The sequence below is a fragment of the Bacteriovorax sp. Seq25_V genome, from assembly GCF_000447795.1.
Taxonomy (GTDB): Bacteria; Bdellovibrionota; Bacteriovoracia; order Bacteriovoracales; family Bacteriovoracaceae; genus Halobacteriovorax_A.
The window spans coordinates 18,855-35,027 of record NZ_AUNI01000015.1; the positions used below are offsets into that span (position 1 = coordinate 18,855).

At 36.1% G+C, this 16,173-nt stretch carries 17 protein-coding genes; 7 read left to right on the forward strand and 10 right to left on the reverse strand.

Annotated features, from left to right (window positions below; genetic code table 11):
• The first annotated feature begins 37 nt into the window (after positions 1 to 37).
• Positions 38 to 271: a hypothetical protein gene (locus tag M900_RS07800; protein ID WP_021274682.1), complete on the forward strand. Its 234-nt coding sequence runs from the start codon at positions 38 to 40 to the stop codon at positions 269 to 271.
• 67 nt (positions 272 to 338) lie between these two features.
• Positions 339 to 824 (forward strand): MarR family winged helix-turn-helix transcriptional regulator, encoded by a 486-nt coding sequence (locus M900_RS07805; protein ID WP_021274584.1) that lies wholly within the window; start codon positions 339 to 341, stop codon positions 822 to 824.
• Positions 825 to 900: 76 nt separating this feature from the next.
• Here the strand turns inward: M900_RS07805 and M900_RS07810 are convergent, their stop codons facing one another.
• The 7 genes from M900_RS07810 to M900_RS07840 form a co-directional block, all read right to left on the reverse strand.
• Complete coding sequence (locus tag M900_RS07810; protein ID WP_021274453.1) at positions 901 to 1,407, reverse strand: rhodanese-like domain-containing protein; 507 nt, start codon at positions 1,405 to 1,407, stop codon at positions 901 to 903.
• Positions 1,408 to 1,481: 74 nt separating this feature from the next.
• Entirely contained in the window at positions 1,482 to 2,390 is a 909-nt protein-coding gene (locus tag M900_RS07815) for a hypothetical protein (RefSeq protein ID WP_021274353.1), read from the reverse strand.
• A complete protein-coding gene (locus M900_RS07820) occupies positions 2,383 to 3,066 on the reverse strand; it encodes a hypothetical protein (protein WP_021274615.1) in 684 nt (227 codons plus the stop codon). The genes M900_RS07815 and M900_RS07820 overlap by 8 nt, the downstream gene beginning before the upstream one ends.
• 54 nt (positions 3,067 to 3,120) lie before the next feature.
• Positions 3,121 to 4,434 carry an HD domain-containing protein gene (locus tag M900_RS07825; RefSeq protein ID WP_021274402.1) on the reverse strand — a complete coding sequence of 438 codons (1,314 nt, stop codon included), beginning with the start codon at positions 4,432 to 4,434 and terminating at the stop codon, positions 3,121 to 3,123.
• 8 nt (positions 4,435 to 4,442) lie between these two features.
• Complete coding sequence (locus tag M900_RS07830; RefSeq protein ID WP_034732261.1) at positions 4,443 to 4,697, reverse strand: glutathione S-transferase N-terminal domain-containing protein; 255 nt, start codon at positions 4,695 to 4,697, stop codon at positions 4,443 to 4,445.
• 60 nt (positions 4,698 to 4,757) lie between these two features.
• Positions 4,758 to 5,660 carry a hypothetical protein gene (locus M900_RS17570; RefSeq protein ID WP_021274767.1) on the reverse strand — a complete coding sequence of 301 codons (903 nt, stop codon included), beginning with the start codon at positions 5,658 to 5,660 and terminating at the stop codon, positions 4,758 to 4,760.
• 84 nt (positions 5,661 to 5,744) lie between these two features.
• A complete protein-coding gene (locus M900_RS07840; protein ID WP_021274381.1) occupies positions 5,745 to 8,411 on the reverse strand; it encodes a Tad domain-containing protein in 2,667 nt (888 codons plus the stop codon).
• Positions 8,412 to 8,776: 365 nt separating this feature from the next.
• Between M900_RS07840 and M900_RS07845 the strand changes: the two genes are divergently transcribed.
• The 3 genes from M900_RS07845 (at position 8,777) to M900_RS07855 (ending at position 10,689) form a co-directional block, all read left to right on the forward strand.
• Positions 8,777 to 9,199 carry a hypothetical protein gene (locus M900_RS07845; RefSeq protein ID WP_021274446.1) on the forward strand — a complete coding sequence of 141 codons (423 nt, stop codon included), beginning with the start codon at positions 8,777 to 8,779 and terminating at the stop codon, positions 9,197 to 9,199.
• Positions 9,200 to 9,422: 223 nt separating this feature from the next.
• Positions 9,423 to 9,878, forward strand: coding sequence for a single-stranded DNA-binding protein (locus M900_RS07850; protein WP_021274334.1), 456 nt, complete (start codon positions 9,423 to 9,425; stop codon positions 9,876 to 9,878).
• Between the two features lie 178 nt (positions 9,879 to 10,056).
• Positions 10,057 to 10,689 (forward strand): hypothetical protein, encoded by a 633-nt coding sequence (locus M900_RS07855; protein WP_021274452.1) that lies wholly within the window; start codon positions 10,057 to 10,059, stop codon positions 10,687 to 10,689.
• Between the two features lie 3 nt (positions 10,690 to 10,692).
• Here M900_RS07855 and M900_RS07860 read toward each other — a convergent pair whose 3' ends face one another.
• From M900_RS07860 to M900_RS07870, 3 genes are all read right to left on the reverse strand, one after another.
• Complete coding sequence (locus M900_RS07860) at positions 10,693 to 11,538, reverse strand: trypsin-like serine protease (protein ID WP_021274566.1); 846 nt, start codon at positions 11,536 to 11,538, stop codon at positions 10,693 to 10,695.
• Between the two features lie 393 nt (positions 11,539 to 11,931).
• The gene (locus tag M900_RS17805) at positions 11,932 to 12,180 is read right to left on the reverse strand and encodes a hypothetical protein (RefSeq protein WP_021274687.1); all 249 of its coding nucleotides are present in this window, start codon (positions 12,178 to 12,180) and stop codon (positions 11,932 to 11,934) included.
• 587 nt (positions 12,181 to 12,767) lie between these two features.
• Positions 12,768 to 13,637, reverse strand: a complete 870-nt coding sequence (locus M900_RS07870; protein WP_198295976.1) for a hypothetical protein — start codon at positions 13,635 to 13,637, stop codon at positions 12,768 to 12,770.
• A 215-nt stretch (positions 13,638 to 13,852) separates the two neighbouring features.
• Here M900_RS07870 and M900_RS17125 point away from each other — a divergent pair, with 215 nt between their 5' ends.
• Positions 13,853 to 14,332, forward strand: a complete 480-nt coding sequence (locus M900_RS17125; protein WP_021274429.1) for a DUF3015 family protein — start codon at positions 13,853 to 13,855, stop codon at positions 14,330 to 14,332.
• Entirely contained in the window at positions 14,307 to 16,097 is a 1,791-nt protein-coding gene (locus tag M900_RS07880) for a DUF4105 domain-containing protein (protein WP_034732026.1), read from the forward strand. Before M900_RS17125 ends, M900_RS07880 begins: the two co-directional genes overlap by 26 nt.
• Positions 16,098 to 16,173: the final 76 nt, after the last annotated feature.

The window sequence follows — 16,173 nt, forward strand, 5'->3', positions numbered from 1 at the left end:
TTATATTGGTAAATATCCAATAAAAGGGCTTAATTTGATGAAAAAACTGTTTAAAATTATGACACTTGTATCAATTCTGACTTTTCAGTCTCAGGCTTTCTCTAGAGAATTGAAGAGAGAAGTGGTTTTTGAGCAACTTAAAAATGACCTTTGGACGATGGGTTTAAATTTTGATTATGCCGATGGAACAAGGTTTGTTATCCCTGCAGATACAGATGATTCTGGCCATGAGCCTCTCCCTGAAGAGATTTCAAAGGTTTTAGAGATTTAGTACTAAAGTTTGACTAATCGTAAAAACCCTCGCTATAGTATTAAAGCCATACTAATTAGGAGATGGAATGAAGCGAATTTCAAGCATTGGTGGCCTTTTAAAGAAAATTTATCGATTATATAGTAATCAGCTACTTTCTATTCTTCAAGAGAAGGGTTTTACAGATCTGAGACCAAGCTTTCTTGAGATCCTGTTATTTGTTTGTGAAAATAATGGGCCAAGTATCAAGGAAATTGGGAGTGCTTGTGGGCTTAAGAAGCAAACAATGACAAGTCATCTCAATGAGCTACAGAAGCGTGGTTATATCACGAGACAATCAAGTGAATTTGATAAGAGAGAACAAAAAGTTTTTCTGACAGATTTTGGTGAGAAATTCAAATTTACTCTAATGGAAGGCCTAGAAAAAGTAGAAGCAGACTACTCAAAATTTCTAGGTGATCTTGAGATGGATAGAATTAATTCAACACTTGAAAATATGCATTCTAAACTTTTGCCTCGTGAGGATAATTCTCTTCGCTCTAAAGTTCAGTTAAACTTATCCCTAGATTTCTAGATTTTTGATAGGTTTCAAAAAAAAACGACATGCTAAATAGCATGTCGATATTTAACTTCTAATTTAAATTAAGATATTAAGCCGCAGCCATCTTTGAGCCTGACTGACTTGCTGGCCAAAATTGATAGCCACCTGAAATATTGTTCACATTGAAATAACCTTTCTTAACAAGTAATTCACATGCTCGAATGGAACGAAGTCCTGTTTCAGAAATTACCATGATTGGTGTCGTTTTATTCTGAATTTCAGCGTAGCGGTGATCGAGTTCTTCGAAAGGAATATGTACAGCACCTTCAAGCTTGAGTGGTTGAAGATATTCAGCACGAGATACATCGAGAATAATATAATCCATATCTGCATTCTCATAGATTTCATGAGCACGCTCTGGTGTCAGATCATTATATGGAAGACCCATTAGAATCATATTATCATCGATGAATTGACCGTTTTTAACTCTAATAAGATGATTTCTTTGAAGTGCTAGTGAGTAATCTAGCTTCTCATCAATTTTAGTAATATTTCTTTCAATATTAGTCAGTCTATTATTGATAAATTCAAGCATTTGATAAAATTTTAAGTCCATTCTTGGCCTCCGAGTAATTCTTCCAACGTGCTTGTCGGAAGAATTGAGGTGGAAGTGAGCTTGAGGACAGGTGATTAGAAAATTGGGTAAAAATTTCCGTACTGGATATTCCCAGTAACAACAGTTGTTAAGAAGCATGAAGTAAAGAGAATAGCACCTTCGTAAATTCCATACCCTAGTTCAACTTCATTGTTAATGTTGTGATCTCTATCATCTGACTTCGCTGGTAGGTCATCCTGAATCCTAAAGATAAAGATGAGACCTTTTCTAAATATTGGAACAATAATTAGTGAAAGAAGTAGTTTTAAAATTACTTGAATTGAGTACCACTTAATGTCAGTAATTTCATGGTTTAGTGCCGATGAGATGATTAGACATTGTCCCCAAAGAAATCCTGTATATGAAAGTGCGATCGCTAAATTCTTTTGAACAAGTAAACGATTGAAAGAGAGCTTAGAGATAATGGCGTAGGCCTTAGTCGAAAAGCCGACGAGTACCATGGCGAAAAGCCAGAGGAAAAATGTCATGATAATCGACGAGTGAGATACCTTAACGACTGCATTTAAAATGAATGCGAGTCCAATTGAATGCGAAAAGCAAATAATTGCATAAGCGTAATTCTTTCTTCTTAGAACCTCGTCAGAATACTCAAAATTGTAGAGAACAATTGATTCAATAATATAGATACTTCCAAGATATAGAATAATAACAATTGTAGACTCAATTAACATTTTAAATAGTGCAAGGTAGATTCCATCAGAGAGGTTAAGGTAGAAATTTGAGTAAATAATCCCAATACCAATAATCCTAGAGAAAAGATGAATTGTGTCTGATGAGTTTTTCGAAGGGAAAAACTTCTTTGTAATTTGGTGTCTAATCGAAGGATAGAGTAGAGCGTGTGCATATTTATAAATGTAGATGATGGCACACACTAGGAAAGTAAAAACAATCCTTAAAATTAGTTTATCATATAATTCATTCATTTACTTTTTGCTCCCACTTAGGAATTTTAAAATAACTTTTAGCGGTGTCGATAAAAGTTTCGCGCATATTATCTGCTTCAAGGAATCCTTGGCTTTCAAGATCTGTGATACTTCCGTCAGTTCCAAATTCACTCTCGGGTCCATAGTAAGGCTTTGAGTCACTTTGAAAAATCTTCATACGCTGATAGAAATCTAGTGTTGGTCTAAAGTCTCCCCATCCAAATAATGTAGGGAAGTTCTTATAAGTACGGTGAAACTTCCATACCTTCGCACCATAGTTGGTAATATCCCAAGTACCATAAGCTGGATCACCAATAAAAAGTGAACCTGGAGGCATTGGGACTGATGATGTTCTAAAGTCACGTTCGCTTCGACGAAATAGAGACATTCCTTTGTTGCGTAAATTTTGTTCCCAAAATTCTTTGCTTGTTCGAATAACGACCTCTTCAGGTGATTTAAAAGCGTGAATGATTACATAACGGTGATAATAAGTTTTAATTAAAAAACCTGCAGAAAAATATTCTTTTAAAACGACAGAAATCGGCGCTCCTCTAAAAAGTGAAGAGAAATATTTTTCATTAGCTAGGTAATGAGTTTTTTTCTCTGATGGAGAAAAACTTTTAGATATACCTAGATAGATAAGAATAAGTAAAACGTATAGGGATATTTTATTCATACAATAGGATTATTATACGTGTTTTGAGAGTAATAGGCTAAAAAAAAAGGAGCACTAGGCTCCCTCAATAATTTTTCTAATGTCTGCAATGTTTTGCTCAGAAAGTTCGCTGTAGTCGCAGTGGAGGCGATTAATAGCATGAGAACCTGCAAACTTTTGAAAGAGGTCAGTCGCTTCGTTAATATCTAAATACTTTAGCGAATTACTCATCTTTTGAGTTCTAACTACTTTCATTGTGTATTCAGATTTAGAAGAACCTTTATCTGCAGTATAGTATTTTGAAAGTCTTCCTTTTGAAGAACATCTAATATACTCGACGTTAATATTTTCAAGGTATTTTTGAACCTCTTCAAGTGTTCCAAGTTGACCAGCATTAAATGATTCAAAAATCTTTTCTGGTGTTTGGTTTTTAACAACGGCCTGAGCATACTTATTGTTGGAGTGACGAAGTACCTTCATTAAGTGGTAGTCGTCATGTTCAATATACTTTTCGATATCAGCTGGAATTCGATACTCGTCTGGAGCGTCTTTAAAATATCTAATTAACAATTGTTCAAGGCATACAGCACGATAGTGGAAGTAAACCATAACGAACATGTGATAACGGCTTAGGAGGAAATCATCAAAAGTAATGACTGCTCTTTCTGAAATTCCTAGAGTAGCAACTCCATCTGTGATTGCAGGTTCAAGATTATCAAGTAACCAGTCAAGATCATAGCTTCCATAACTAACACCACAGAAGTAGCTATCTCTTAAAAGATAGTCCATTCTATCGCAATCAAGTTCACTCGAAACAAGTTGGTGAAGAAGAGGAAAGTAGTTCACCTTATCAAGTGTGAAGTATTCTGGAGTTTGTGTGTGGCCAGTGATGAGGTCTGCAATATAGCGTCTTTCAACACCAAAAGATTTCTCAACTTCTTTAAAGCTTTCAGCAAAAGAACTATCGGCAATCGCCTTGATTGTATAGTCTTCGTGGCTTGCTTGTCTGTCTCTTGATTTATCTTTTGCAGATAGAAACATCTCTGGAATTTTAAGTTCACTTAATTGAGGCATTACTGATTCAGTTGAGTGACTTAGTGGTGCGTGACCGATATCATGAAGAAGACAAGCAAGCTTGAATGTTTGCTTAACCCTTAAATGATCTTTCGTAATTATCTTTCCTCTGAATAATTTATCAAAGGCCATATTTCCAATATTCATAACACCTATCGAGTGAATGAATCTTGTATGTGTCGCACCAGGAAAAACATATTCTGAGAATCCAAGTTGTTTAATATTTCTTAGACGTTGAAAAAACTCAGCTTTTAAGATTGGTTCTTCTTCTTTTAAAATGTGAATTGAGCCATGGACCGGATCTCTTACTTCCATTATTCTTCCTAGTTTTTTTCTAAATTATTTTGGTTTTGTTCAAGCCAACGAGCAATATCCGCTGATTCAAACATTGGTTTGTTATCAATGTAGAGACATGGAACAGTTCTTCTTCCAGTGTCATTCACAAGTCGATCAAGATTATCTTCATCCTTAAGGATGTTTTTATAATCAACTTTAATATTTAAGTTATCAATTACTCTCAACACAAGCTGACAGTAAGGACAAGCGTCGTAATAAAATAGTTCAAGCTTATGCTTCATTGGTTTCCCTAAAAAAAGAAAGCGGCCGAAGGCCGCCATCATCGTATTTAATCTTTAGACTTAGTAATCGTCATCGTCATCGCCAGCTAAACCTTTAGCATAAAGTTCATCTTCATCAAGAAGATCATCTTCTTCTTCCTCATCTTCAGGTTTATCGAAACCATCGTTATATCCCCATCCATAATCAGAATCATCATCTTCTTCTGAGTCTTCATCATTTGGATTATATTCTTCCTCTAAAGATGGACCTGGATCTCTGTATTCAGAAGATGCCTCAGTTCCTTCTAGTTCGTCATCGATTTCTTCAGTTATGATTTCAGCAGCAATTTCTTGCTTAATTTCTTGTTCATAAGACTGAAGACTCGCTTGAAGAGCTGGATCAAGCTTTACCTTGTTCTTTTTCTTGTATTCAGCAATTGCTTGTTCTCTGCTTAATTTTTTTTCTTCAGCAGTTTCTTTTTTTGCCGGAGCAGCTTTCTTCGCTGTTTCTTTTTTTACTGGAGCAGCTTTTTTAGCTGTTGCTTTTTTCGCAGGGGCAGCTTTCTTAGCTGTTGCTTTTTTGGCTGGAGCAGCTTTTTTAGCTGTAGCTTTCTTCGCTGGAGTAGCTTTTTTAGCCGTTGCTTTTTTTACAGTAGCTTTCTTCGCAACTTTCTTAGCTGCTTTCTTTGCTGGAGCTTTTTTAGCTGTAGCTTTCTTCGCAACTTTCTTAGTTACTTTCTTTGCTGGAGCTTTTTTAGCTGTAGCTTTCTTTGCAACTTTCTTAGTTACTTTTTTTGCTGCTTTTTTTACAGTAGCTTTCTTTGCAACTTTCTTAGCTGCTTTCTTTGCTGGAGCTTTTTTAGCTGTAGCTTTCTTTGCAACTTTCTTAGTTACTTTTTTTGCTGCTTTCTTTGCTGGAGCTTTTTTAGCTACTTTCTTCGTTGTTTTAGTAGTGGCTTTTTTAGCCGCTTTTTTCTTCGCCATGGTGATTGTCCTTGTTAAGAAAATAATTATGATAATACTTCGTCAGTATATATAAAATATTTAAATATTTTCAAGCGTTTTTAATCAGAATTTTAAATCAGGGCCAAATTCGTTCAATTGGTTCCCTTCGAGCATATTCTTAATTCCTAGATTAGAATAATCATCTGGTGGTGAGCCTGAAAATGGGCTTGCCGGCGTTGTTGGGTGCTCGTGATAAATCTTATCTGAACCACTACCATTGTAGCCACTATTTTGATCAACTAGAGTGCTCATTGCGACAAACTTCGTTGAGTAGTGATTACGTCTCATATTTAGTGGGACGTAATTTGGGTTTAGTGGGTTTTGAAAAGTTCCGTCAGGCGAGGCCCCCTGGTTCTCCCCAGGTACATAAGCTGTTGAAATTTGTGAGTTTGTGAGGTCGCCTTTCTTTGTAAATTTGAAGATGTGAAAGTCTTTAGTCGTAGCATTGCTACTGATTTCAAAAAGGTATTCACCAATCGCTTCAGAGAGTGGAAGGATATTACAAGTTGTTGGCCCTGCAGCACTATTTCCGCGGAAAAAGAAGTCAAACTTCGCTGCAATACTGATATTGTCGCATTCTGCTGGATTCGCTACAGGAATTGGCTTCATTCCTCCTGCTTCATAGATTGAATTTGCGGCGTCAGCATAACCTGAGCCTGCTGTTGTTGGAGCACTTCTAATGGCGTCAGCAGCGATCTTGAGAGCGTCTGTGTAAGCGGTAACTGAGGCATCAAGGCTGTCGACATAGTCTCTCATAATGGACGAAACAGTTTCCTTACTATTATACAGAAGTTTTGGCCCAAAAAGAGGGGCGTAGAGAGCATAGAAGTCACCATCGATCTTCTTAAGAGTAGGCTTTGATTCTGTTTCTCCATTCTCTTCAAAAGTAGGGACTAGGTAGTTTGCAATATCATATGGAGTTGGCGCATGGACGTTGTTAAGCGAGTCTTCAATTTCTTGTGCAGACATTGTTGCAGAAGACTCTGTTCCGACAAGATTTTGTTTAAATGCTCTATATTGTTCTTTATCATAGAGCCCAGCCGATTCGGTTGTAGGGACTGTTGGGCTACTGTAGAAGGCGGTTGTCGGTATTTGCGTTCCTGTATTTACGGCCGGAAGAGTGTAGACAAGATTTGGTACAGCAAATTTAAGTTTAGCCCCTGAACCGTCAGGTGTTCCGCCAATTACTTCGTTTGCCTTATCTGCTTCGTTGACACCAATATAAAATTCAGACGACTCTGGAATTGGACGACCTTTTACATCTGCACTAATTCCACCTGGGTTAAATCCAAAGAGGTAGTTCGAACTGATCCCAATTCCACTTGGAGATGGTCTGCGAGGCTGTAGCTGCTTCCACTGCGAAGGCTCAGTTCCTTTTCCTTTGAATAGTGCCGGACCAATTCTTCCCCCATAAGGCTTTGCAGCCGCATAGGCCTTAAGATTGATTCCACCGTCACGGATAAAAGGGTTCAGCAGACCAATAAATTTCGCCTCGCCTTTAATTGCGTAGTATGTGAGAACTTGTGGGTTCTTCATGAAGCCAATAATATAGCCAGGAACCGGCATCGCCGTTTTAGAAGAAAAGCATGAGGCCTCTGTCGTTACGTCTCCAGCATCTGGAATACCATACTCATCTAGACTTCCAGAAAGAGAAGCAAACGTCGTGAAGAAAGTTGCATAATTAGCAAGCATTGGAATAAGGTCGACGTAATATTTATTCGTTGGTCCTTCACCATCTGGATATTCAAAACCCGTGTCTTTTGGGATTAAGAATTCTGAAAGAGAACCGGCCATTGGCGTGTAGGCATTAGGGCGAAGCTCAGTAATTCTTAAACTACCCGCGAAGCCGTCTTGATTTTTATACTTACCACCACCAAGACTTTTGAATGCTGCTTGAAAGGCTTTGGCTGGCCTTTCATTAATTGGAAATCCAAAAGACTCATCATCACTGACGAGACGATTTAGGCTATTGGCACATCCATCTTGGCAGATTTCGTCTACAGGGGGACGATTAGTAATCATTTCAAGATTTCTCATGCGCAGAGCAAGCTCTGTTGCTTTTATCCAAGCTCCAATTTTATTTCCCGCTACAATTGGAACGTCAGACATCGCTTGAGTTCCGGTTGAGAAAGCGTAACTCATGGCTGCTGCGAAGTTATAGTTTGAACGATCCGAACAGTTCTTTGCTTTGGTTTGTGCGAAAGTATCAACGGCTGCTTCAAAGTATTCACTGACGTTTGCCAGAGCAGCAACTTTAAACCTTGGAAGGCCTGGAACTTGATAAACGGCACAGATATTGTGAGTTGAACCAAAGTGAATACAAGTTGAAGGAAGATTGAAACGGTCCCCCGTTGAAGTTCCAGTTTCATCGAATCTTCTGAGGCGAAAGTCAACTCCCGAACCAGTCCAGTCTCCTGCGTTTGCAAGGTGAGTTTTTGGATTTGAGATCTGGCCCATAACATAATATTTAAACATCCACTCTTTGAAGACATTTCTCATTTCCCAATTAAGGTAGCCAATATTTGAAAGTTGTCGCGCTTGTACGGCAGCACCTGACCAAGCAGCAGAGTCGATAGAGTTTTGAAGATTGATCTTGGCCTTAACAAAGAGACCAATGTTCACGATGAATGCGATCAGCGTAAAGATAACAATGAGGAGGACGGATAGAAAGATACTCAACTGTCCTTTGTCGTTATTAGCTAAGGAATTTTTTTCCCTTATTTCATTCATGTTTGATTGTTTTCCTCAGTGTTTTTATTGCACCACTATCGTAACTTAGGGCCATCTTGCCGTCAAACAAAGTGTCTTTTTAATGCTTTGCGCATTGGTCGGCTTGGCCTGGCTCTTGAAGTGTAATAACTGCCAGGGATGGGACTGGGTCAATGGATTTCGTAGCACGTTGGTTCACCGGTCAAAGCTGTCATGTATGACATATCTAAAAAAAGCATTTTGCTTTTCAAAAAAGTTCTCTACCCGGATCGTCGAGGGGCGATCTGGGTGCCTTTTGAAAATGGGAGAGTGCGTGAAGAACTAATTGCCCGCTAGGAGAGAATCGTCGAGACAAGCTATAATAGGGGATAAGGAGTGATTTGAACGTGAATAAAAATCATTATATCGATTCAAGAGGATACAAGTATAAGAATGCTCACTTAGAGTTTTTCTGCCCACTATGTGGAACTCAAAGAGCGGTAATTACAAATCCTCATCTTTCAGCAAAAAATTATTTACAGATTTTTCTCATTACAGTGGCAATCACTGCATGCACTTACTTTATCTGGGAATTGAAGGGAATCTTTTCATTCTTCTTGGTATGGGCGTGTTTTGAAGCCTCTTTGCGTGTGAATTTTAGAAAAGAGGTTCCGTGTCCTCATTGTGGCTTTGATGCTTCTTGGTATAAGAAAGATGTCAAAGTCGCACGTACTAAAGTTCATGAATTTTGGGTTCAAAGGGGAATTGACCCAAATGCAAAGCTTGAGAAAATACACACACAACAGGATATGCAGGGTGGCGAAGCATAATTTGCACGCCCTCTGTATATTTTTGAATTCATCTTATTTTCACCTCTCTTAATTCAAACACTTGACGCACTAGTATCCTTACTCATTCTTGCACAGGTAGAAATTGCTTCAAAAAGGGCTAATTTCATACTATGTTAGCTCTCAAACAAGCAAATAATAACAACCTTGCGGTTTTGAGAAGAATCTAAAGTTGTACTTCTCATACGCGAAGAACGGAGGAATTATGAGTGTTAACAAGGTTATTTTAGTTGGACGTTTAGGACAAGATCCAGAATTAAAGTACACTCCATCAAGTATGGCAGTTTGTAACTTCACACTTGCAACAAGTGAATCATGGAGTGACAAGAGTGGACAAAAACAAGAAAGAACAGAATGGCACAGAGTTGTAGTTTGGGGAAAACTAGCTGAGCTTTGTGGACAATATCTTGCAAAAGGTCGTCAAGCTTATATCGAAGGTTCTCTTCAAACAAGATCTTGGGACGATAAAGATGGTAACAAGAGATATACGACAGAAATTAATGCAAGAACTGTACAGTTCCTAGGTGGAGCAACTACAGGTGCAGGTCAAGCAACTTCTGCTGGTAACTACCAACAACAATCATCAAGCAACGATATGATGGATCAAAGTTATGACATCACTTCTGATGCATCTTTTACTGCTGATGATATTCCGTTTTAACGAGCACATGTTTAAAAGTGTTAAATAATAATTAACTTTTAAATATAGAGATCAACTATAGAGGGGCTTTCGCCCCTTTTCTTTTTGTTAAATCAATATAAATAAATTCCCTGGACTCTTATTCAACACATGCATATATTTTTTTGTTAAATAAAATGTAAAAAATAAGGAATAAGTGATGAGCTATATTGTAAAAATAATCGTTCTTGCTGAACCTTTAGGGGAGAGGCTACCCCTAGTTGTAGATTCTAAAACTGGCATTCCGAATACATTAGTAAACCAATATTTGATTCGTAGAAGAAGAGGAATAGTTTCTTTTGGTACGGTTAAAAAGGAAGCGCAAGATAGTTTGGATAAATTGGAAAGAGAAAGGCAACAAGTTGAGAAAGAGGCAAAGAAAGCGAAAGAAGCAGCAGAAGTAGCAAGAAGAGCCGCAGAGGAAGCAACCGAAAAGGCAGCTGAGGCACAAAGAAATGCCGATAAAAAGAAGAAAGAATATGATGACCAGAATAATGGTGGGACGTATCCAATCAATCCTAACTATGAAGATGGACAAAGTGGACCAATTTCACTAGAGGTTTTAGCATGTATTAAAGCTGATTGTAGATTGGTTAGACCAGGGAGAGATACTGAGCTAAATGGTTATAGAATTAATTTAAGCGGAAAAAGTTTGGCTGTTATAAAAGAAGAAATTTCTTGCGAGAAAGGAATCTGCACAGAAAGTAAGAATGATAACCCATTTGGATTATCTGGAAAAATACCAAGCGCAATGGGCGATGATATAACAAATCCAGGTAAGTCTGAACCCTAATTTTTACAAAAGATCTTCAAGCCAGACTTGAAGATCTGCTAGTCTCGTGTGCGCATGAAAGTATGTTTTTACTGGAACAAGGTGCGCCGAAAAGGAATTTATTCCAATCAGTTTATTACCAAAAAAAATACCTCCACCTGAGTCTCCCGGAGCAAGACTAGCTTTATTACTATTTGACATAGAGCCAAGAGTTAGTAAGTAGTAGGTATCTATCTTTTCTGATTTATACTCCTCTAAAAATACCTCGTCTATGTCCTCTATTTGAATTTGGTCAACAAAAGCACTTTTAATTTTTTGGGCGTCAACGAAGCGGCCATCCTTATTAAGTTCCTTACCTCCACCGGTAATGACAAGAGAGTTTGAAAAATTAGTGTCAGTAAGGTTCAGTACAGCAGTGTTAACATCTTTAATTTCTTCATAAAACTCTATTAGGGCGATGTCATAAGAACTTATTGAAGCTTCTTCGTTAGTCGATTTGCCTTCTTCAATTCTTTGAACTTCGTCCGTGTAAGTTTTGTGAATAAAAGTGTTTTTAACAGGGTATTCTTTACTGTTTCCTAGGTGATTTGTGATTATATTTTTGTATCCTGGGAAGTAGTTTAAGTAGACATTTGTACCTTCAGAATACAGACAGTGTGCAGCGGTTAATATCTTGTTTTTCCCTACTTTTACACCTGAACAATGACCATTATTTAATGTGACAGTTGTTGAGAGTGGATGGTTTTCCTTTGAGTCTCCACCCACAATATATGAAGAGGTCATTTTATATTCATTATCACTTATGGGACTTTTTTGCCCACAGGATGAGACAATAACAGCGAGTATAAATAGTAAAAGTAAGTTCTTCATTTAGCAAATTTAACATAGCTACGATTTTAAATTAGGCTTCGTGAAAAAACTATTGATGTGTATAAAGTTTGTACGATATGCTGTGACTGCTCAGTAAGGTGTTAGAAAAATGATGATTAATCGACCCATCGAGCGAATCCGATCTTTCTTATGAGCCCTGTCTTGAAGATAATATTATAAAGATTAATTTGCTTTTTTTGTTACTATTATGAATTCAGTCGTTAGTTTAAATAAGTCATCTATTGCCATGAAATTTTTTTCACGAGAAATAACGGTAGGTCAAAGAACAAAATAAATTATCTAACACTATAGAGTGTCTATAAAACAGGGGCTAAATCAATTTATTAAGCATTAATATTATGTTTTCGAACACTCAACAGTAGCATATATATGTTAATCCTTTATTAATCTTTTTAAGAAGAATCCAAAAATAAGAAAAAAGCAAATCTTTAGTGCAATGTCAGTTGTAGATGTTGGGAGATAATGAAGATAGCTATAAGAGATCTCATTTGTGTCTAGATATTTAAACGAGTAGTACGAAGCAACAGTCATAACAACATCTGCAAGTAAAAAATAGAAGCAAAAATCTCTAAATGGTTTTTTAGCAACTGAAAGCTTATGAATATAATGAGTACTAAACATTCTGATTAGATTAAAAATCAGTTCTAATAAAACAAGGACGAAAAAAGGCTTACTGATTAGACTTAAAGTACTGTAAAATACTTTTGGTAATGTGAGTCCAAATGTAGCCACGATAAACACAATAGTTGTGTAGAGAGGGATGTCTTCCCGTTTAAAAGATTTTCTAAAGCTTACTAAACCCACTTTAATTTTTTTAAGCATGACAACTCACTTTATAGAGTATTTGTATTCAATTTCAAATATTTATTAAACTTGTAAACAGTAAACATATTTTTAGAATATCATAAAATGTTAAATAACTCCTGAAAATTTACCGAACGTGACGAGTTCTTTAACAAAAGCAGTTTGTCTTCAGGGGGAAGTTCATTGATTTCAATGGTTTATGTCCCTGTTTAACAAAAGATATGCAGAGAACCTTTCTAACGAATAGCTAAAATATAAAACTAAATTTTAGCTATTCGTTAAAACGGAATATCATCTTTCATGAAAGATGTGTTAATTTAACCAATGACCTTTTTATTCGATTTAGCATAGCAAAATAATTTTCTCTGATTCATTAATTAGTTCAAACCGAGATACGAAAATTCCTAATACGCAAATTTTTCGGCATTTATATATTCCTTGTAGAGGACATCAAATTTTTTTCTTTCTATTGTACAAGTAAATTTTGAATTGTTGAAAAAGGAAATAAATTGGGCAGTTTCTTTTTGTATTGAATCAATGTAATCGGAGAAACCAGCTTGAGCAGTTAATGTTAAGTATTTTTGAGGATAGAATTTCTCAAGCCTAAGGAGGTACAATTTTACAATTAATGCAGATTCTAAAAGTCTATTTACTGGATATTCCATAGAAATGTTGTCACAGTGCAAAACTTTATTTTTAAATTCATTTGCTACAAATAGATAATACTGTAAATGTGTCAAATATAAGTGACTAAAAATGATAGGATCCTTGCTTTTTATTTTTTGGAAATAGCCGATGAAGTTATCTTCAAAAAAAATTAACTCATTTATAGAAAAAAGATCTGGTAGAGTAGGTAAATCTTTGTCAAATTGAAATGTTATAATTTTATTTTTATCAAAGTCAAAATATGACTGAGTATTTAGTAGAGAAATATCTACCTTTGTTAACAAATATAAATTAATCATTGATTCATAATAGAGATTGCTTTTCATTGCCCGATCAAATTTAGGAGTGCTAGCGTTATCAAAATATTGACAATAGGCCCACTCTTTTCTTTTCTCTTGTGGAAATTTTTTAATCGTTTCTTTATAGATTGATGCATACTTACTTTCTGGGGTAAGGTCTTCTCGCCTTCTGAGACAATCTTTACTTTCTTGATCAGTAAGCAATGGGATTTTCGTTTTATATTTAAAGACGGTTTTCTCTTCATATTCTCTTTTCTGAGGGCTTGAACAAGATAAAAGTGAAAATAGAATGATAAAAATTTGAAGCATATACATGATAGATGATCTCTTAGATAAATTTTGTTTGCTTATATAGTATATGCTTATAAATTTCAACTTTTAGTTTTTTATATAGTATTTAAATTCCTGAAATTACATCCTTATACCGAGTGAAATTCTCTAGTATTGATTCTGCCTATTTCATACTTCCGCTTTTTTAGACTATAATTATTGTTGAGTGAGATTAACTTCAAGGAGGAAGTAAGATGAAAAAATTAGCAGTAGTTTTTGCACTTGTTTTTGGTGCAAGTGTATTCGCAGGAGATGGATCAAGTGGGTGTGGTCCAGGTTGGTATGTTTTCAAAAAGAACTCTTTAGTGTCATCTTCTTTAAGAGCAACGACAAACGGTTTTTTATTTCCAGCAGTAACACTGGGTATGACTTTTGGTACGTCAAACTGTACGAAACACTCAATCGTTAAAACGGAAGAGAAGAGCTTATACTTTGTAACTCAAAACTACATTGAACTTAAAACAGAAGTTGCAAAAGGTAATGGAGAGTTCCTACAAGCGTTTGGTCAAACAATCGGTTGCAAAAATAAAGATCTTCCATACTTCTCTAAAAAACTTCAAGACAAGTACCAAGATGTTTTCAAGGACAAAGCATCTAATGAAGAAGTGCTAATGGAAACTTATAAAGTTATTCTAACTGACCCAACTCTTGTTCAATCTTGTTCACTTTCTTAAAATATTTCTAATTACGATCATAATTCCTGCGTATATTTATGCGCAGGATAGTGGTCATAATTCTAAGACGTGGCAGCGTCTTTTGTTCTTTGAAAATGGAAAGTTTAAGGCTTACCATAGTGACTGGTTTTATCTTTCTAAAAAAGAAAGTCTAGAAAAAGAATGGCAGCTTTCACTAAAAGCAATAAGAAATGATCTCAAGGTTGGTCGAGAAGGAAAGAAATTTGCATGTGCTTTTCCGGCCCGTTACGAATTCATAAAAAAATATCATCCCGAGTTTAAAAATGTAGAATGTCGAGAGTTTAAAGATTGGGCAAAAGAGCTTGCTGTAAAAGATATTTATCTCGTCTATGCTTCTAGTTATGTTTCAAACCCAGCTTCAATGTTTGGGCATTCTTTTCTGAGGCTCTCAAGAGGTGGGCTTGGCAGAAGTAGTGCTTTAAATGATTATAGCGTTGGCTTCATGGCCCTCACAAATAATGATGACAACTCCTTTACTTACGCAGTTAAGGGAATCACTGGCGGTTATGTTGGTAACTATGAAGTGAAACCATTTTATATGAATGTCGGACTTTATCAAAATGCCGAAGATAGGGATCTGTGGCAGTACAAACTCGATTTATCTAAGGAGCAAGTCGAGTTTTTTGTAAAGGCTTTGTGGGAGCTATCCCAGAATACTGGTTTTAGTTATTACTTCTTTGACGAGAATTGCTCGAGCCAACTTTTAAAAACGCTACAAATAGTTAATGAAGATTTTAATTTCTTTGATGGACGAAGCTATCTCTTTGCTCATCCTATCGAAACAATTAAGTGGGCCAAGAATTCAATTCGAAAAGAAGAAGACCTTTTCTACCCAGCAATTAATAAGGTGTTAAGAAAGAGACTACGTGAAATGAGTGAAGATGAGCGAGGTCGTTACGTCTTACTGAAATCAGATGTTACAACTATTAACGAAGAAAACTCTGTAAAGGTTCTCGATGCACTCATCGATTTTTATAAGTTTGAAAGTTATAAAAGTAATTCAAATCTTGATACTGAAAAGCAAAAGAGAATGAATGAGATTTTAAAAAGAAGAGCGGCTTTAAGAGTCAGCTCAAATACTTTCTCATATGATATTAATAAGGAAGAGGACCCGATTCTTTTCCATGATCCAAATAGTCTATCTCTTGGGGTAGCGCAAATTGATAATCGAACTTACGGATTGCTAGAGTATAAATTAGGTTATCAGGGTCTAACTGATGGCCCTCGTGGGCATGATGGATTCTCATATATTGACTATCTTGGTATTAAGTCAAAATTTAATGATAAATCATTTAAGCTCACAGAGATAAACTTGGTAGAGATAAACTCTCTTGCTCCGTTTCTCCTTGAGGCCCAAACATATTCCTGGAATTTTAAGATGGACTTCATGCGCAGGGATTTCTTATTAGATGAGAATTATCTAAACCTTGGTGGAGCTTTGGGAGTCAGTGTATTTCGTGGTGACTCAATCTTCTTTTCATTTTTCGGTGCCGAAGGACTAATTGGAAAAGATACTTCAAGACTTGATCCTTTTGTAAAATTAGGACTACGCCTAAGAGTTAATAATCTTATTCTCTTATTGGAAAATAAAAATATCTATTATCAAGAGAATATCCTCCCTAGTCTTAGGTTTTCTAGCTCCTACGAATTTGAAAACAGCAATGTTTTAAAGTTAGAAATTGAAAATAAAAGAGGATTTAAAGATCAGTTAGAATACAAAGCTGCATTGCAAATACGATTCTAGACCTCATTATTCTATTTTTTCCTAGTATATATTCTGATATATTGACTCCGTACTATGGTACGGGGTGTAGAACATG